This is a genomic window from Sideroxydans lithotrophicus ES-1 (genome assembly GCF_000025705.1).
Classification (GTDB): Bacteria; Pseudomonadota; Gammaproteobacteria; order Burkholderiales; family Gallionellaceae; genus Sideroxyarcus; species Sideroxyarcus lithotrophicus.
The window spans coordinates 72,329-89,553 of sequence record NC_013959.1 but is presented as its reverse complement, the minus strand read 5'-3'; the positions used below and the strand labels follow the sequence as shown (position 1 = coordinate 89,553).

Below are 17,225 nucleotides of genomic sequence, written 5' to 3'. Positions count from 1 at the left end.
TCAGGCTTTTTGTTTCAGGTAGGCGCGCCAGCCGCCAAAGCGGGAGATGTCTTCCGCGTCTTGCACCGCATATTGTTCGCACACAAAACCCAGCACGGATGAACCATCCGCCAGCGTCAGCGTGCCAATGCCGAGCGGTGCGGGTATGCCGGCGACGAACGAGCCGAACTCGCGCGCGGCCATTTCCCAAACTTCCATCTCGATGGCGCTGCCTCCCTGCGCCACGCGCACCATGCCGGGCCGGTACGGCGGGCCGCCGGGCAGGGCATAGAATTTGTAATCCGGGCTGCTGTGCGTGCGTGCGACCAGATGCGCACCGCGACTGGTGAGCTGGTGATTGAGCGGCAAGCCTGCGAGGTGCGCACCGCATACCGCGACACGCACACGACCGCCTTGCGCTTCAGGCACCTGCACGTCAGCCAGGTCATCGTTGCAGAAGCGCGCGGCCAGATGCAGCAGCGGCACATCCTGATGCGCGGGTGCGGCCAGCGTGATGCCGAACGGCAGGCCGTCCTGCTGGAAACCGGCGGGCACGGCGACCGCCGCGCAATCCAGCAGGTTCATGAAGTTGGTGTAATAGCCCAGGTTCGCATTCAGCTTGATCGGGTCGGCTTCCATCTCGGCGATGCGATAAATTGTGCCGGCGGTGGGTGTCACCAGGCAATCGATCTTGCCCCACACCAATGCCGCTTCTCCGCGCAGCGCTTCCAGTTTGTACATGCCTTCAAACGTGTCGGTGGCAGAAAATTTCTTTGCCCCGGCGATGATCTCGCGCACCACGGGGTTGATCGCATCGGAATGTGCATCGAAGATTTCGCGAATGGCCGCGTAACGTTCTGCGACCCACGGGCCTTCGTACAGCAAACGGGCCGCTTTCAGGAACGGCAGGAAATTGATCTCCACTTTCTGCCCGCCGATCGCCTCCAATGCGGCACAACTTTTCCGGAACAATTCCGCCGCATCCTGATTGCCGAAGAACTGCAATTGATCCTCACGCGGTACACCAAAGCGGAAGGTTGCCGTGCGCCCGAAATCGAGTCCATGCGTGAGCGCCTGACGCGAATAGGCGTCCAGTTCGTCCAGTGCGGTCGCGACCGACAGTACGGTGGCGGCATCCGCCGTGTTCAGCGCAAAGATGGAAACGCAGTCCAGCGAGCGACAGGCCGGCACCACGCCGCGCGTGGAAAGCCAGCCGCGCGTGGGCTTGACCCCGACCAGATTGTTGAACGCGGCCGGCACGCGACCGGAACCGGCCGTGTCGGTACCCAGACTGAAACTGGCATATCCCAGCGCGACCGCCACTGCCGAGCCGGAGCTGGAACCGCCGGAGATGTACTCGGGATCGAAGGCATTGCGGCATGCGCCATACGGTGAACGTGTGCCGTTCAGACCGGTGGCGAACTGGTCGAGATTGGTCTTGCCGATCGGGATGGCGCCGGCATTGATCAGCTCGCGCACCACAGTGGCATGGTGTTGCGGATGATAGGCGTACTCGGGACAGCCCGCCGTGGTCGGCGCGCCGGCCAGATCGATGTTGTCCTTGATGGCGAACGGAATGCCATAGAGCGGCAGCTCCAGCGGATTTTTGTCCAGCAGGGCCGAAACATATTTTTCTATCTCTTCCAGCGGCAGGCGATAGATCCAGACGTGATGCGGATCGTCGCCAATGAGGGAGACGATGTCCCGCATCACGTCGCGCGGATGAATTTCGCCTGCCAGATAACGGCTGCGCAAGGTTGCAATGTTCAGATCAGGTTTCATCGCGGATTGTCCATTAGAAATAAAGCCGTCATTCAGGCGAAGGCCGGAATCCAGGTGATTAACAAATCCCCCGTAAGTGGGACAGCATCATGGGTTTTGTCTGCTTCGCAGCTCGTCTTGATCGCTGGATTCCGGCCTTCGCCGGAATGACGGGCTAATGGATAATTTGGGTTCATCTCAACTCACCTCGCCTTGAATGACCAGCAGGTCCTGTCCGGCCGAGACCTGGCCGCCGATGCGACAGTTCAACTGGATGATTTCGCCGTCACACGGCGCGACCACGGCGATCTCCATCTTCATCGATTCGATGACCACCAGCGTATCGCCCGCCTTGACCTTGCTGCCGACCTCGGCCGGAATCGCCCATACATTGCCGGCCACATGGGCGGCGACGGCGCGGCTGCCGGGCGGCAGGTCAAGTTCACTGTCGGTTCCGGCTTCCGCCACCATGTTGTCCGTGGCGTACTCCGCTTGGCCGTTGGCTTTCCACATCTCGCGTTCTGCAGCAAATGCAGCACGCTGCGTGTTGCGGAATGCGCTGATCTCTTTGTCGTTGGTTTCCAGGTACAGGTTGTATTCCTTCAGGCTGAAGGTGGTTTCCTCGATCTTGAGCTGGAAGCGTCCGGCCACGAAGTCCTCGCGCATCTTGAGCAGCTCCTGTTCCGACACGGGATAGAAGCGTATCTGGTCGAAAAAGCGCAGCAACCATGGCTTGCCCTGCTCGAAATCTTGCGTCTGCTTGTAGCGGTTCCACATTTGCACCGTGCGTCCGACGAACTGGTAGCCGCCGGGACCTTCCATGCCGTACACGCACATATAGGCACCGCCGATGCCGACCGCGTTCTCCGGCGTCCAGGTGCGCGCCGGGTTGTATTTGGTAGTGACCAGGCGGTGGCGCGGATCGAGCGGTGTCGCCACCGGTGCACCGAGGTAGACATCGCCCAGACCCAGCACCAGATAGCTCGCGTCGAACACGATGCGCTTCACCTGCTCGATGTCGGCAATGCCGTTGATGCGGCGGATGAATTCAATATTGCTCGGACACCAGGGCGCATCCTTACGCACCGATTGCATGTATTTTTCGATCGCCAGTTTTGTAGAAGGGTCGTCCCACGACAGCGGCAGATGCACGATGCGTGTCGGCACCTCCATGTCTGCGATAGGCGGCAGTTTCTTTTCCGCCTTGATGAGTTGCTTCACCAGGTCCTCGCGCGACAACACGCGGCTGTCGAAATGGATCTGCAACGAACGGATGCCGGGGGTCAGGTCGAGGATGCCTTTCAGCTTGCCCTCGTGCATCGCCTGCTGTACCCACTGCATCAGCGCATGCACGCGGAAACGCAAATTGATGTCGAGCACCAGCGGGCCATATTCGATCAGCAGGTTGCGGTCGCCCGACTGGCGATACACGACCTGTACCTGTTCACCTTTGGCAGGAATGCTGTGGACAACGGGACTGCCCATCGTTCTGGCAGCGGGAAATGCGGGTTGCGTCTGCGGCAAACTCAAAGCGGAGATGGTCCGGTCTTGCAATTGCTCCAGATGATTCGCCTGCTCCAGCGACATCCAGCGAAAATGCACCGTGTCGCCCGGCCGCAACTGGCCCATCTTCCACAATTCGCCATGGGCGATAGTCACCGGACACACGAACCCGCCGAGGCTGGGGCCATCCGGGCCGAGGATGACCGGCATGTCGCCGGTGAAGTCCACCGCACCGATCGCATAGGCATTGTCATGGATGTTGGAGGGATGCAGCCCGGCCTCGCCGCCATCCTGCCGCGCCCATTCCGGCTTGGGGCCGATCAGGCGGACACCGGTGCGGCTGGAGTTGTAATGCACTTCCCATTCGGTGGAAAAAAAAGTCTGGATGTCGGATGGCGTGAAGAAATCCGGCGCGCCGTGCGGACCATACAACACGCCGATCTCCCATTCCTTGCTGTACGCAGGGATCAGGTTTGACGGCAATGCACGGTGCGCGCGGGGTGCGGATTCGACCCCAAGGTGCAGCACGTCGCCGGTACGCAACGTGCGCCCGCCGTGACCGCCGAACAGACCCAGCGTGAAGGTGGATTTGCTGCCGAGGTAATCCGGCACATCGAAGCCGCCCGCGACGGCAAGATAAGTACGGCATCCGCCGCCCTGCACTGCGCCGAGGCGCAACACGCTGCCAGCCTTGACCTCATGACTGCGCCAGAACTTCAGCGGCTTGCCATCCAGTTCGGCCTTCATCGCGGCGCCGGTCAGTGCGATGGCCGTGTCGCGATTGAATTTCAGCGTCGGGCCGGAAACGGTCAGTTCCAGTCCTGCCGCATCTTCGGCATTGCCCAGCAGCTGGTTGCCCAGCCGGAACGCCAATGCATCCATCGGCCCCGATGGAGGCACGCCGATATTCCAGTAACCGAGGCGGCCGGGATAATCCTGTATGGTGCTTTGCACGCCGGGTTCCAGCACGTCGATGGTGTTCGGCCGGTAATGGAAACCGTTCAGGTAGCGCGTCGTCTGGCGGCCTTCGGCAAATACGCGGTCAAACACGATCTGGCGCAGGTATTCCAGATTGGTCTCGATTCCATCCACTCGCGTGTCGGCCAACGCATCGCGCATCTTTTCCAGTGCCGCTTCCCGATTCATCGCCTTGACGATGATCTTGGCGATCATCGGATCGTAGTAGGGCGGGATGTCGCTGCCACGCTCCACCCAAGTCTCGTTGCGCGCGTCGGCAGAGAATTCGACGCCAGTCAGCACGCCGCTGGATGGCTGGAAGTTCTTGTTGGGGTCTTCCGCGTACAGGCGCACCTGGATCGATGCGCCCTTGGGTTTGACCTGCACGGTATCCAGCGCATGTAATTCACCCGCGGCCTGCAGCACCATCCATTCGACCAGATCGACACCGGTGACTTCTTCGGTGACCCCGTGTTCGACTTGCAGCCGCGTGTTCACTTCGAGGAAATAGAATTCGCCGCTGAGTGCATCGAACACGAACTCCACCGTGCCTGCGGATTGGTAACCCACGGCCTTGCCCAGGCGCACGGCAGTCTCCAGCAGATGCTGTCTGACCTCGGGTGTGATGTTGGGTGCGGGCGTCTCTTCGATCACTTTCTGGTTGCGGCGCTGCACCGAGCAGTCGCGCTCACCCAGTGCGATCACGGTACCCTTGCCGTCGCCGAACAATTGCACCTCGATGTGGCGCGCCTGCTCGACGTATTTCTCCAGATAGATGCCGGCATCCTTGAAGTTGGCGCGCGCGAGACGTTCTACCGACTGGAACGCCTCGTTCAGTTCGTCCGCGCTCCAGCACAGACGCATGCCGATGCCGCCGCCACCTGCGGTACTCTTGATCATCACCGGATAGCCGATGCGTGAGGCCTCGGCGTGCGCATGACCGGCATCAACCAGCAGTCCGCTGCCGGGTAGCAAGGGCACACCATTCTTTTCGGCTATTTCACGCGCGGTGTGCTTGAGACCGAAACGGCGCATTTGATCCGGCGTGGGGCCGATGAATACCACACCCGCCTCTGCGCACTGCTCGGCAAACGCAGCGTTCTCGGATAGAAAGCCATACCCGGGATGGATGGCCTGGGCACCCGTACTGCGGGCAACTTCGAGGATACGCTCGCCGCGCAGATAGCTGTCTGCCGCTGCGGCAGCACCGATGCACACGGCTTCATCCGCCAACTGCACATGCAACGAGCGCGCATCTGCCTCGGAGTAAACCGCCACGGAACGGACACCCATCTTGTTCAGGGTGCGGATGATGCGGCAGGCGATCGCACCGCGATTGGCTATCAAGACTTTATCGAACATGGTTCTTCACCTGTGTTGCAGGTCGTCCTGCGTGTTGGTCAGGCATCCGGCCGTCCGGATGCGCGGTTCTATTAAGCGACTGCATCCCAGATCAGCAGCTGCACCGGCGTCGGGTTGTAGGCGTTGCACGGGTTGTTCAGCTGGGGACAGTTCGAGATCAGCACCATCACATCCATCTCGGCGCGCATCTCCACATACTTGCCGGACGCAGAGATGCCGTCGGCGAAGGTCAGCTCGCCCTCTGGCGTCACCGGCACGTTCATGAAAAAGTTCACATTGGCGGTAAGGTCGCGTTTGTCCATGCCGCAATCACAATGACCGAGCGCATGCAGGAAACTGTCGCGGCAGCTGTGCATGAATTTCTTGTCGATGGCATAGCGCACCGAGTTGCTCTCTGCCGCACAGGCACCCCCCAGCGTGTCATGTCGGCCGCAGGTATCGGCAACGATGGTCATCAGCACGTTGCCTTCGGTCGACAGCAGGCGTGTGCCGGCAGTCAGGTACAGATTGTTCTGCTCGCGGATCGTGTCCACCGCGCTGTAGCGTTCTTCCGGATCGTGCGCGTTATAGAACAGCGTATCGACGGCCTGATTGCCTTCCAGGTCGAGGATGCGGAACACCTGACCGCGCTTGACCTCATGCAGCCAGGATTCGCCGGCAGGCAGTACGAGATCGTAGCTCGCTTGTTGGGATTGCAGATTGCTTTCAATGATGCTCATCGTTCTCTCCTGCGTTCAGCGGAACAACAGTTCGGTGTTGTAGAAGCCGCGCGCATTCTCCGGGCGGAAGTTGCGGCAGTAATCGTTCTCGTCTGGCGCACCGCAGCGCCATGCCTGCAGCAATACCGGCCTGGGGGCGTATTCGGGATTGGGATCGAGCGGATGCTGGCTAGCCGATACGACAACAAGCACATTCATCTCGAAACGCAGCTCGATGAAGTCGCCTGCCCTGGAATGTTCAGCCTGATAATGCAGCGCGCCGGTTTCGTCGGCATTCACCTTGCTGAAGAAATTGATGTTGGGAACGATGTCGCGCTTGCCCAATCCCCACTTGCCCAATTCGATCAGCATGCTGTCGCGCGCATTGCGGTGCATGTCGTTGCGGTACTGCTGGTAATCGGCATTGCCGTACTTCCTTTCCACCAGTGCCGCATTGCCCATGCCGCAGATCGTGTCGTGCCAGCCGCAGCTGTCGTCGATGATCGAGGCCAGCACGCGCCCCATGTCGGAATAACAGACGAAACCTTTGCTCAGGTGCGCGGTATGCTGCGCCTTCAGCGTATCGGCCATGTTGTAGCGTTCCAGCTTCTCTTCCTGGTTGTAGAGCAACGTTGCCAGGTTGGCCCCGCCTGCTATGTCCGTGATGCGCAATGCGGTACCGCGTTTCATCTGGAAGGACCAGTGTGCCCCACCGGGGATCGTCTCTTCCCACAACAAGTGCTGTTTGGATATCGGTTCGGTCATTGTCTTCTTCCTTACTGTCTTGTTTTCAGTTGCGAATGTCCCTGCAGCCCGATGGATCCCGGACGTCCGTGTGGGGTGCAGCGGCGATCTTCGAATCCGGTCAGATCACCTTTTCCGTTTCGCACACGATAAATAACATGTTGGGTATTGCTTGCCTCGGCAAACCTGGCAAATGAATTTTCTGGCGACATAACGCGACTCCTTAAATGAAATAGCCCGGAAGGGTACCAATCGAATTGGCACAACCTCCCGGGCTTTTATCCCTCCGTGGAGTCTTGTTAAATGCAACAAGACCGAGAACTCTTGGACCAGACGCAGTTGTATTGATCGACTGCCGGAACCCTAGTTCATCTGTAAGTGGCCGATCTGTCAGACCGGCACCCTCGGTCAGATTTTAGCAGCAATCGTGCCAATGTATTGAATCAGTGTTGTGTGCTGGATGCGGGGTTTGCTTGCACAGGACATCAGTGTTGTGGTGCACCCGTTTCGTGCGTGAATGCACTAAAGCTGGGCGAATACTATTCGCGTTTCACCCGGGTTACTGTGCTTGAGGAATCTTCTTGCTGCTGCTGGGGCAGCGATAGTCGCTGCCCCCATTTGCGATTACAGCTTCTGGTGGCTACCGTCGCAGGTCATTCCGTTGCCGCTGTGTTTGCAGCCGCAGAAATAGACAGTTTCAGATTTCTCTGCCTTGAACTCCCTGGGCGCAAACTCGGACCCCTTGTGGCTGCCATCGCAGAATGGTTGTCCGGCGCTCTTGCCGCAGGTGCAATACCAATAGCTCTTGCCGGCCTCGACGTCGACGGCGTACGGTGATTTCTGGGCAATGCGGGCTTTGTTTTCAGTCATGGTTATTCCTCTGTTGCGGCACAGTCTCCAACGCTACTTCCAGGCGTCAGAGCACTGTCTTCGTGTGCAGCGGAGTGGCGCTGCCCCAATTTTCAATTCGTGACTCGGTGAAAAGAAAGTGTCTGCATGTTAGGCAGCTCACCTGAAAAGATAAAGGTGGCAATCCGGGATAGGCTGTTCCACAAATGGAACAAAAGCACTATGTTTGACCCACTCAAAAACGGTATCCCACCAGGAAATTCATGCTGCCTGCAGCGCTGCGCTGTGTCAGCGGACTCAGTCGCGCTGAACCGGACAGCCATTTGTATGACAGGCCGGCATTGCTGAACCATGCCTTGTCGTAGTTATGCAGCCAGTTGGCTGTCAGGGCGTAATCCTTGATGCCAGAACTGGCGTTGTAGGCAGTGAGCACATTGTTGGAAGCCGCTGCCTGGGCCGCGGTCACGCCGAAGTAGGTCTGGCTATACCTGGCATCGCCCCAGTTGAGGTTGATGCCGAAACGAACCCGGTCGGAGGCAGACAATGGGAAGGCGATGCCACCTCCCAGTTCGGCATGGGAGCCATGATTGCCTGTCGTTATGCCGCTGGAAACGTACCAGGGAGCGAAACGCCGGTTCAGGAACAGACCGGCTTCGGGCGTAAATCCAATATCGCCCATGCCATTCAGGTGCGGATCTGCGCTTTGTTTGCGACGATGGCTCAATGCCAGGCGCACACCGTATTGCATGTCTTTCTCTTCGGAAAAATTGTAGCCGACGCCCCGCAACGCGCTGATAAAGAAATGACCGTCGTTATAGCTGGCCTCCAGAAGCGGCACGAAGCGCAGACGGTCTTTCGCTGCACCTTCATAGCTTGGGGCATAGCTTGCCCCACCGCCCAGGGAAAAACGCCACTTGCCAGCTGGTTCGGCCTTGGCGATCGCAGGACCCGATGGGGAATTGCTGAGTGGCAGATCGGGTATGGGCTGAGTGTCGATGTCTGCGCCAAATGCATAGCGGGAAGCCAGTGCGGCCAGAATCAGGATAGCTATTCTCATGCAAACTTTCTGTCATGTAGTTGGTCTACTGGTCGGAATCCGAACGAACCGGCATACTATCTAAATACTGGTCAGAGACCAACCCGCCGATGATGCAAGAAATAAGCCGGCCACTTCAGGTCGTCTGTCTTCAACAAGGCATCGGTTCAGGAACGATTTCTGCGGATACACAACTCATGATGAAACTGTTGCCCATAGCCATTTTGGCGCTCGCTTTTGCACCTCATTCGGGAGGGGTTGAGCTGCGCCCCGTAGAGATCCATGATCAGCTGGCACTGCAGGCGGAGCCCGGCAAAAAGATCGCCCTGACTCTGGACGCATGTTCCGGCAAGTTCGACAGCAACATGATCGATTTCCTGATCAAGAACCGCATCCCGGCAACGATCTTCGCCACCAAAAAATGGCTGAACAGGAATCCGCTCGGCCTTTCCGTGATCAAGGCACATCTGGATCTGTTCGACGTCGAAAATCATGGAGAAAAACATATCCCGGCGGTTATCGGTGCCGGCAAGAGCGTCTACGGAATTCCCGGCGAACCCGATGTCGTCCATCTCCGACGCGAAGTCATCGAAGGCGGGAAGGCTGTTGAAAAGGCAACCGGGATCGCGCCGCATTGGTACAGGAGCGCCACTGCCGAGTACGATGCCCAGGCAATTTCGGAGATAGACAAGCTGGGTTACAAGATCGCCGGCTTTTCCGTGAATGCCGATGATGGTGCGACTTCGAAACAACGCACCATAGAAAAACGTCTTGCGCGGGTAAAAGCTGGCGACGTCATCATCGCCCACATGAACAAACCGGCATCCGACTCGGCCAAAGGGCTTTCTGTCGGACTGGCCTATTTGCTCAAAGCGGGTTTCACTTTCGTTCGCCTTGATCAAGTCAAGTTGCAAGAGTCGCCTGCAAAGGCCGGCAGGAATCTCCATCGCAAAAGCTGACAGGCGCGCCTGAATCGGTCGATTCTGTGGTTCGCACCTGGATTGAATATCGCCCATCCACTCATTCCGACTCCACCGGGTCAAATCCACAACCCTATCTTGCATGGATCGGATCTCCGATTGTCAAAAATCCGTGATGCAAAATCCCTCATAAACCTTACAGATACTGGGGATTGAGAGCTTTTTTGGGTTCCAAAAAAATTTTGCGCAAGGTAAGATAATTCCCGATGAAATTACTTTACTTTCATCGCAAGTAAAACATCAACAACCAAAGGGGAGTCGAACTATGGAAAGTGGATTGGTACTCATGTTTGTATTTTCGCCATTCTTTATTCTGGCATTGACAGTGCTGCTGACTGGCAAGAATTAAACCATCCTGCTCTAACTGCCAGTCCTGCAAGAGCCCTGCGTCATCTGCCCGAAGGGCTGTGGTGAGGTTTTCGATCAGGACTGGTTTCGACCAACGCTTGGCTCCACATGATGACGGTTGCAGCTTGCCAGGCACATCGTCAACCATTCAAACATCCTGTCTATAACGATGCCTGCAACAACATTTCATTGTTGTACCTGACCGATGGTTTTCATCAGCTGCTGCAGATCGTCCGTAGTCTTGGCCGTCTGTTGCGGACCTTCGATCTTTTCCTGAGTCCAGTCCACCGCCTCTCCTGCGGCCCATGACACCAGCGAGGCAAGGGTGAATACCAGTATGCCTCTGGTCATACCCTTGGGAACCCCATTCTCATCCAGATAACGATGGATATACCAGGCGGCGATGAAAAATACTGCTGTGGAGATAATCAGGTTCCACATGGTGGGGAGCGTAAACATATTGGCCTCTTCCTTTGGTTGGTGTCTTGCGGATCTCATGGTCATCGGCATGCCGGGACGATCGGACAGTGGCATGAGCCGGTTACCGAATGTTATCGACTGCCCAGTCCAACAATAATTCCCCAGGTGCAGAACACATGTCACAAGTCTTGCGACATTATCCGTTAGAATCTGCTGACTGTATTTGAGGATCATCCGCATGAGCAGCACTCATCGCTACACCCTGACCATTTCCTGCCCCGACCGCGCAGGCATCATCGCGGCAGTGAGCGGCTTCATCGCACAACATGGCGGATTCATAGTCGAGGCGAGTTATCACACCGAGCAGGAAGCAAGCCGCTTCTTCATGCGTCAGGAGATACGGGCCGATTCCTTGCCGTTCGATGCGAACGAGTTTCGCCATCGCTTTGCCCCGCTGGCGCAGGAGTTCGGCATGGATTGGCAATTAGCCGATTCTGCACAGAAGAAGCGTCTGGTCATACTGGTGAGCAAACAGGATCATTGCCTGAACGACCTGCTGCACCGCTGGCGCAGCGGGGAATTGCAAGTGGACATTCCCTGTGTGATCTCCAATCACGAGGATCTGCGCAGTTTCGTCGAATGGCACGGCATTCCGTTTGTCCATATCGACATGCAGGACAAGGCGGCCGCCTTCGAACTGATCGCCGCCCGGTTTGAGCAATATCGCGGTGATTGCATGGTGCTCGCCCGCTTCATGCAGATCCTGCCGCCTGCGCTTTGTCGGCGTTTCCCGGGACGGGTGATCAACATCCATCACAGTTTCCTGCCTTCCTTCGTCGGCGCCAAGCCGTATCACCAGGCCTATCTGCGTGGCGTCAAACTCATCGGTGCCACCTGCCACTATGTAACCGAAGAGCTGGATGCCGGGCCGATCATCGAACAGGATACGGTGCGCATCGACCACGGCGACACGGTGGACGATCTGGTGCGCTACGGCCGCGACATCGAGAAGACCGTATTGTCACGCGGCTTGCGCTACCATGTGGAAGACCGCGTGCTGGTGTGCGGCAACAAGACCATCGTGTTCCGCTGATTCAACCGGATTTTTAACCGTCATACAGAAGGAGGAGATACATGAAAAGAGTACTGTGGTTTGCAGTTGCCGCATTGCTTGCGGGCAACGCAACGGCGTTCGAATTGACCAGCCCTGATCCGGACGTGAAGAATGGCCATCCGATGACCAAGGCGCAGGAATACAAAGGATTCGGCTGCGCCGGTGACAATCTTTCACCGGCGCTGGAATGGAAGGACGCCCCGGCCGGCACGCGCAGTTTCGCCATCACGGTCTACGATCCGAATGCACCCACCGGAAGCGGCTGGTGGCACTGGATCGTGTACAACATTCCTGCAACCACGACCAGCTTGCCCGGCGGAATCATGAGCCAGTCCTCATTGCCTGCCGGCGCAAAGCAGGGGCGCAACGATTACGGCGAGCGCAATTTCGGCGGTGCCTGTCCTCCGGCAGGCGACAGACCGCATCATTACATCTTCACCGTCTATGCGCTGAAGGTGGAAAAGATCAACGTGCCTGAAGACGCCAGTGCTGCACTGATCGGGTACAACATCCTGGGCAACAGGATCGGTCTGGCCAAGATGACGACGACCTATTCCCGCTGATCGCGTTTTTCTGATTTGACACCAGGGCATCTTCGGATGCCCTGTTCTTTTCCGGCCGGCATTTGCCGCGCCTCCCATGTCCTCGACACATCGATCGTTCCGTGCGACCTTGTTCACACCGCGCGCTCCCGGCGCGATGAAGTATATGCATGGTTTTTGGTGCGCCATTGCGATGATGTGCACACTTCTTGGGCAGAAATCACTGCGCCCTCCTGTCAATGCGCAGTGCGCCGCGATAGCCGATGTGGCCCAAAGCTTGCTCCTGTATTCGTGTCCCCCATTCAGGAATTGACCCCATGTTGAAAAGTGAATTGATGAATCTGTCTCCGCAAGAGAAGCGTTGGCTGCCCTGGTTTGGGCCCACGGGAAAATTTGCGATGCGCTGGGCGACTTTCATCAACCGTCGCCGCTACCCGATCCTGGAGCAGACCTTTGAAAGCATCGCGAGCACTCGCGTCCAGACCCTGATCAACTGGGCGAATCACCAATGGGCGTTGCTTGAAGGAATGGCGGATGAAGTGCGTCGCGAATTGCCCGCCCCTACCGCGGCCCTGATGCAAAGCCTGCTGGAGAGGGCGCCGGACTTTTCGGAGATATTCATCGCGGGCACAGATGGCCGAGTGATCTCCTCCAGCCTTGTCTCGCGTTCGGGTGCATCTGGCAAGATTCCGCCCGCATTGCAGACCGCGCCAAATAAGCGCTTCCTATATGGCCCCTATATCGATCCGGTGACGCAGGCGGTCGGGCCCTCCTGTTCCAAATTCCACGATGCCGTGACGGTGATGTTCTATCTGCCGCTCGATCTGGATGGCAAGGTCGCCGGCTATCTGTGCGGCCGCGTGCCGAACGATGTGCTGGGCGATCTGATCCAGCGCGAGGCTGGCCACATATTCGTGGACTCCGGGGACAATTACCTGTTCATGGTGAAATCGGTTGCAGACCCTGGTATTCAGCCCGGAACGGCACTTTCCCGGTCGCGCTTCGAGGACAGTACATTCAGCCTCGGGGATAACCTCAAGCAAGGCATACACACGGAATTCGGCATCGTAAAGATCAGGAGCCATACCGAACTCGAGCTGGTATTCAACGATCCCGCAACGATGCGGCTGCATCCGGGCGTGCGCGAGACCATTGCGCACGGCGAGAACCTCTTCGTGACTTATCCAGGATACTCCGATTACCGCCACATCCCGGTCATAGGCAAGGGGGTGACTTTCCAGATGCCAGGCTCCCCCGATACCTGGGGCATGATGTGCGAAGCGGATCTTGAAGAGGCGAACCGCTTCAGGTCGGTCAATTTTCTGATGATGCGCACCAGCCTTGCGCTGCTGTCCATGACCTGGCTGATCACCTTCGGCACCAGCGAGCTGCTGCGGCTCGATGCTTCCTGGACTGCATTGCTCAACCTGGCTCTGTCGGGAATGGGTGCGCTGCTGTTTTATCGGATCGGCCTCAAGCCGATGACTGAGCGCCTGCGGCTCATGGCGCGCATGATCCGGGTACTGGCGGAAGGAGGCGGCAACCTGTCCCAACGCATGGAACGCAGTCATGCAACCGTGGATGAGCCAGCGATCATGTCGCAGTGGGTGAACAGTTTCATCGACACGCTCGACGGCACTGTAAGCCGCGTCATACACGCCACCGGAGAGATCGACGAGAACCATCAAAACATGATGGATCGCAATCAGGAAGCGACCGTGGCAGTCCACCAGGTATTGGCTGCGATACAGGAGATCCTGCTGTCGCTGCAGCGGCAAATGGCCGACATAGATACTGCTACGCACACTACGTCAGAGATACGCGCTGCCATGCAGCTTGCCGTAGACAATTCGCAGCAGCAATTCAAGCTGGTACAACTTCGAACCCAAGGCATACGCGGTTCGATAGATCAGTCCTCGCAAACCATCAAGCGGCTCAGCGCCAGCACCGAGGAGATCGGCAAGATCGTCATGGTGATCACTGCCATCGCCGACCAGACCAATCTGCTGGCCCTGAATGCCGCGATCGAAGCAGCGCGTGCCGGGGAGGCTGGCCGGGGCTTCTCGGTCGTTGCCGACGAGGTGCGCAAACTTGCCGAACGTACGGCTGCCGCCACACAGGAGATCAGAATGATGATCGGTACCGTCCAGAATCAGGCGCGCGAGGCAGTGCAGATAATGGAAAGCGGTTCTGCCGGAATGGAGGAGGGTTTGCGTCTGGCCGAAGCCGCCGCATCCGATAACACCGGCATGCAGGAGATACTGGAGCGCATGTTCAGCCTGATACAAGGCATCGCCGATAGCGCCCACCGTTATGGCAAGGATGTGCAGGGCATAGCCAAAGTCACCGAGTCGATGCGTGGCGCACTCGACGAACTCAATTTCAGTGTTGCCCGGGCAAGGCAGACTTCGCTGCGCTTGCAGCAGCTTTCAGGTCAGTTCCAGGTCTCCCAGATGCATGGACGCCAATATGCCGGCGGTTCCACACCTTGATCGGGCAACCTGGGCTTTTGCAGATCGCCGCCAGTCGCATGTATATCAATCCCAGCCTGCAGGCCAAGCTCGAAAACAGCGAGCGTATGCTCAAGGCGCTGCTGAACAATCTGGATGGCATGGTGTATTGCTGTCTCTACGATGCCGACTGGACGATGGTGTTCGTTGGGGATGGTTGCAAACAATTGACCGGATACGACGCCCAGGCATTCGTGTCCTCGGAGATCTGCCTGGAGGCGATCACCATTCCGGAAGACCGCGAACCGGTGAACAAGGCGATCGGAGATGCGATCTCCAATGGCAAACGTTTTGCAGTCGAGTACCGCATCATCCATGCAGACGGCCGCACCAGATGGGTATCCGAACGCGGCTGTCCCCTGTATGACGACAATGGCGAAGTCGAGGCGATCGAAGGCTTCATGCAGGACGTCACCCAGCGCAAGCTGAGCGAAGTCGCCGCCCGCGATGCCGAGGAGCGTTACCGCTCGATATTCGAGAATGCCCTGGAAGGGATTTACCAGACTACCCCGGACGGACACTATCTCAACTTCAATCCGGCACTGGCCAGGATATACGGCTATGAGTCGGCAGTTGACCTGGTGTGTAGCATCTCAGATATACAGCAGCAGCTGTATGTCGACCCGGACAAGCGGCAGGAGTTCATCACGCTGATGAACGTGCATGGCCAGGTAAGCAATTTCGAGGCTCAGGTATACCGCAAAGGCGGCGAGATCATCTGGATCTCGGAGAACGCACACGAAGTCAAAGACCGCGATGGCAAACTGCTTTTTTACGAAGGCACGGTTGAAGATATCACCGAGCGCAAGAACTACGAGCAGCAGATCGAATACCAGGCCACGCATGATGCCTTGACCGGATTGCCCAACCGGACATTGCTGGCGGACCGCCTGCAGCAATACATCGGCATCGCAGACCGTTACACCAGCAAGCTGGCAGTCGCTTTCGTCGATCTGGATCAATTCAAGCTGATCAACGACAGCATGGGACACCACGCCGGTGACGAGTTGTTGAAGATCATGGCAGCACGCCTTGCTTCTTGCGTACGCGAATCCGATACCGTCGTGCGTCTGGGCGGCGACGAGTTTGTGCTGTTGCTGACCGGCTTGCACAAGATCGAAGATATTTCCGAATCCATGCAGCGGGTACTCTCGTCCGTAGCCGGTCCATGCACGATCGAGGACAGGGATTTCGTCGTCTCCTGCAGCATCGGCATCAGCATCTATCCCGACGATGCACGGGATACCACGACCCTGCTCAAGTACGCCGATTCAGCCATGTACAAATCGAAACAATCCGGTCGAAACAATTTCCAGTTCTATACGGACGAACTGAATCAGCGCCTGATGGAACGACTGGACCTGGAATATCGCCTGCGACTGGCACTGGAGAACGAGGAGTTCCTGCTGCATTATCAGCCCAAGCTCGCCCTTGTCAGTGGAGCTATCTGCGGTGCGGAAGCTCTTATCCGCTGGCAACCTGCGGGGGAAAGCATGATCTCTCCTGCGAGCTTCATCCCGATCGCGGAAGAGACCGGGCTGATCGAAGACATCGGGCTATGGGTGCTGCACGAAGCCTGCCGCCAGGCCGTCAAGTTGAACCGTCTTTATGGCCGTGAACTGCCGATCGCAGTCAACGTATCGCCGCGCCAGTTCCGTCAATCGGATCTGGTGAGCATGGTCCGTTCCGCCTTGCTGAACAGCGGACTGAACCCGGCCTGTCTGGAACTTGAGATCACCGAAAGCAGCCTGGTGCATGACACGGGCAGCTTCATCAAGACTCTGCAAGAGTTGAAGAACCTGGGAGTAGGTCTTGCGATCGATGACTTCGGTACCGGCTATTCCAGTATGGCCTACCTCAAGGACTTCCCTGTCGATCGTCTCAAGATTGACCAGGTGTTCGTCAGCAACCTGGAAGCGGAACCCAGCAATATCGCCATCCTCAAAGCGATCGTTGCGCTAGGGCATAGCCTGAACATGAAAGTCATCGCCGAAGGAGTGGAAACAGCCTACCAAAAGGCGTTCCTGCTCGGCATCGGCTGCGATGAGATGCAGGGCTACCATTTCAGCAAGCCCCTGCATATGGATACTTTTGGAAAACTGCTCAGCGATTCCTGTCTGAAGAATTAGCGCAGGGTTTTCAGATATTTCGATTCGACCATCACAGGCACGTGCTCCTCGGGAAACTCGATGCGCGGCAATAGCGGATGCACCGCCTCGATCCGGTCAGCCAGTTTGTGCAATTCATCGGCTTCGGCACTGCGTGCCAGTTTTATCACCTCCTTTGCATATCCTGCATCGATGCACATCCACTCGACATCGATGATGCGATTGATCTCTCGCCGCAACAACACGTGCATGCGTCCCGCCAAAGAAAACATTATTTCCATTTCGCCCGGCATGATGGTTCCCTGTTTGTATTG

General features: G+C 57.6%; 14 protein-coding genes and 1 riboswitch. Of the genes, 5 read left to right on the top strand and 9 right to left on the bottom strand.

The features are described from left to right. The 6 genes from atzF to SLIT_RS00375 all read right to left on the bottom strand — a co-directional run bounded on the left by atzF (nucleotide 1) and on the right by SLIT_RS00375 (nucleotide 8,910). A complete protein-coding gene (gene atzF / locus SLIT_RS00400) occupies nucleotides 1–1,761 on the bottom strand; it encodes an allophanate hydrolase (RefSeq protein WP_013028222.1) in 1,761 nt (586 codons plus the stop codon). Nucleotides 1,762–1,938: 177 nt separating this feature from the next. After that, entirely contained in the window at nucleotides 1,939–5,562 is a 3,624-nt protein-coding gene (uca, locus tag SLIT_RS00395) for an urea carboxylase (RefSeq protein ID WP_013028221.1), read from the bottom strand. A 71-nt stretch (nucleotides 5,563–5,633) separates the two neighbouring features. Then, nucleotides 5,634–6,281, bottom strand: a complete 648-nt coding sequence (locus tag SLIT_RS00390) for an urea amidolyase associated protein UAAP2 (protein ID WP_013028220.1) — start codon at nucleotides 6,279–6,281, stop codon at nucleotides 5,634–5,636. Between the two features lie 15 nt (nucleotides 6,282–6,296). Beyond that, nucleotides 6,297–7,025, bottom strand: a complete 729-nt coding sequence (locus tag SLIT_RS00385; RefSeq protein WP_013028219.1) for an urea amidolyase associated protein UAAP1 — start codon at nucleotides 7,023–7,025, stop codon at nucleotides 6,297–6,299. A 244-nt stretch (nucleotides 7,026–7,269) separates the two neighbouring features. Then, a riboswitch (guanidine-I (ykkC/yxkD leader) is annotated at nucleotides 7,270–7,382 on the bottom strand. Between the two features lie 246 nt (nucleotides 7,383–7,628). Next, entirely contained in the window at nucleotides 7,629–7,874 is a 246-nt protein-coding gene (locus SLIT_RS00380) for a CDGSH iron-sulfur domain-containing protein (RefSeq protein ID WP_013028217.1), read from the bottom strand. Nucleotides 7,875–8,088: 214 nt separating this feature from the next. After that, on the bottom strand, nucleotides 8,089–8,910 hold the full coding sequence (locus SLIT_RS00375) for a MipA/OmpV family protein (protein ID WP_013028216.1): 822 nt from the start codon (nucleotides 8,908–8,910) through the stop codon (nucleotides 8,089–8,091). A gap of 176 nt (nucleotides 8,911–9,086) precedes the next feature. Between SLIT_RS00375 and SLIT_RS00370 the strand changes: the two genes are divergently transcribed. Further along, nucleotides 9,087–9,848: a polysaccharide deacetylase family protein gene (locus tag SLIT_RS00370; protein ID WP_013028215.1), complete on the top strand. Its 762-nt coding sequence runs from the start codon at nucleotides 9,087–9,089 to the stop codon at nucleotides 9,846–9,848. 244 nt (nucleotides 9,849–10,092) lie between these two features. On the opposite strand, the gene SLIT_RS15740 is transcribed toward SLIT_RS00370, so the two are convergent. Together SLIT_RS15740 and SLIT_RS00365 are read right to left on the bottom strand one after the other, a co-directional pair. Beyond that, complete coding sequence (locus SLIT_RS15740) at nucleotides 10,093–10,365, bottom strand: hypothetical protein (RefSeq protein ID WP_013028214.1); 273 nt, start codon at nucleotides 10,363–10,365, stop codon at nucleotides 10,093–10,095. A gap of 38 nt (nucleotides 10,366–10,403) precedes the next feature. Next, nucleotides 10,404–10,676, bottom strand: a complete 273-nt coding sequence (locus SLIT_RS00365; protein ID WP_013028213.1) for a hypothetical protein — start codon at nucleotides 10,674–10,676, stop codon at nucleotides 10,404–10,406. 199 nt (nucleotides 10,677–10,875) lie between these two features. Here SLIT_RS00365 and purU point away from each other — a divergent pair, with 199 nt between their 5' ends. The 4 genes from purU to SLIT_RS00345 all read left to right on the top strand — a co-directional run bounded on the left by purU (nucleotide 10,876) and on the right by SLIT_RS00345 (nucleotide 16,932). Then, complete coding sequence (gene purU / locus SLIT_RS00360; RefSeq protein ID WP_013028212.1) at nucleotides 10,876–11,730, top strand: formyltetrahydrofolate deformylase; 855 nt, start codon at nucleotides 10,876–10,878, stop codon at nucleotides 11,728–11,730. Between the two features lie 41 nt (nucleotides 11,731–11,771). Next, nucleotides 11,772–12,314 carry a YbhB/YbcL family Raf kinase inhibitor-like protein gene (locus tag SLIT_RS00355; RefSeq protein WP_013028211.1) on the top strand — a complete coding sequence of 181 codons (543 nt, stop codon included), beginning with the start codon at nucleotides 11,772–11,774 and terminating at the stop codon, nucleotides 12,312–12,314. Nucleotides 12,315–12,610: 296 nt separating this feature from the next. Next, nucleotides 12,611–14,785: a methyl-accepting chemotaxis protein gene (locus tag SLIT_RS00350; protein WP_013028210.1), complete on the top strand. Its 2,175-nt coding sequence runs from the start codon at nucleotides 12,611–12,613 to the stop codon at nucleotides 14,783–14,785. 38 nt (nucleotides 14,786–14,823) lie between these two features. Further along, on the top strand, nucleotides 14,824–16,932 hold the full coding sequence (locus SLIT_RS00345; RefSeq protein ID WP_041420917.1) for a putative bifunctional diguanylate cyclase/phosphodiesterase: 2,109 nt from the start codon (nucleotides 14,824–14,826) through the stop codon (nucleotides 16,930–16,932). Here the strand turns inward: SLIT_RS00345 and SLIT_RS00340 are convergent. Beyond that, nucleotides 16,929–17,192, bottom strand: a complete 264-nt coding sequence (locus SLIT_RS00340) for a hypothetical protein (RefSeq protein ID WP_150102907.1) — start codon at nucleotides 17,190–17,192, stop codon at nucleotides 16,929–16,931. The two genes, SLIT_RS00345 and SLIT_RS00340, sit on opposite strands and share 4 nt — an antisense overlap. Nucleotides 17,193–17,225: the final 33 nt, after the last annotated feature.

Bases quoted from the DNA above. Each gene is read 5' to 3' on its own strand.
- SLIT_RS00350 (WP_013028210.1), top strand. From the start codon at position 12,611: ATGTTGAAAAGTGAATTGATGAATCTGTCTCCGCAAGAGAAGCGTTGG.
- SLIT_RS00345 (WP_041420917.1), top strand. From the start codon at position 14,824: ATGTATATCAATCCCAGCCTGCAGGCCAAGCTCGAAAACAGCGAGCGT.
- SLIT_RS00375 (WP_013028216.1), bottom strand. From the start codon at position 8,910: ATGAGAATAGCTATCCTGATTCTGGCCGCACTGGCTTCCCGCTATGCA.
- SLIT_RS00380 (WP_013028217.1), bottom strand. From the start codon at position 7,874: ATGACTGAAAACAAAGCCCGCATTGCCCAGAAATCACCGTACGCCGTC.
- SLIT_RS00365 (WP_013028213.1), bottom strand. From the start codon at position 10,676: ATGTTTACGCTCCCCACCATGTGGAACCTGATTATCTCCACAGCAGTA.
- SLIT_RS00385 (WP_013028219.1), bottom strand. From the start codon at position 7,025: ATGACCGAACCGATATCCAAACAGCACTTGTTGTGGGAAGAGACGATC.
- SLIT_RS15740 (WP_013028214.1), bottom strand. From the start codon at position 10,365: ATGGTTGACGATGTGCCTGGCAAGCTGCAACCGTCATCATGTGGAGCC.
- SLIT_RS00340 (WP_150102907.1), bottom strand. From the start codon at position 17,192: ATGGAAATAATGTTTTCTTTGGCGGGACGCATGCACGTGTTGTTGCGG.
- SLIT_RS00370 (WP_013028215.1), top strand. From the start codon at position 9,087: ATGATGAAACTGTTGCCCATAGCCATTTTGGCGCTCGCTTTTGCACCT.
- SLIT_RS00355 (WP_013028211.1), top strand. From the start codon at position 11,772: ATGAAAAGAGTACTGTGGTTTGCAGTTGCCGCATTGCTTGCGGGCAAC.
- uca (WP_013028221.1), bottom strand. From the start codon at position 5,562: ATGTTCGATAAAGTCTTGATAGCCAATCGCGGTGCGATCGCCTGCCGC.
- purU (WP_013028212.1), top strand. From the start codon at position 10,876: ATGAGCAGCACTCATCGCTACACCCTGACCATTTCCTGCCCCGACCGC.
- SLIT_RS00390 (WP_013028220.1), bottom strand. From the start codon at position 6,281: ATGAGCATCATTGAAAGCAATCTGCAATCCCAACAAGCGAGCTACGAT.
- atzF (WP_013028222.1), bottom strand. From the start codon at position 1,761: ATGAAACCTGATCTGAACATTGCAACCTTGCGCAGCCGTTATCTGGCA.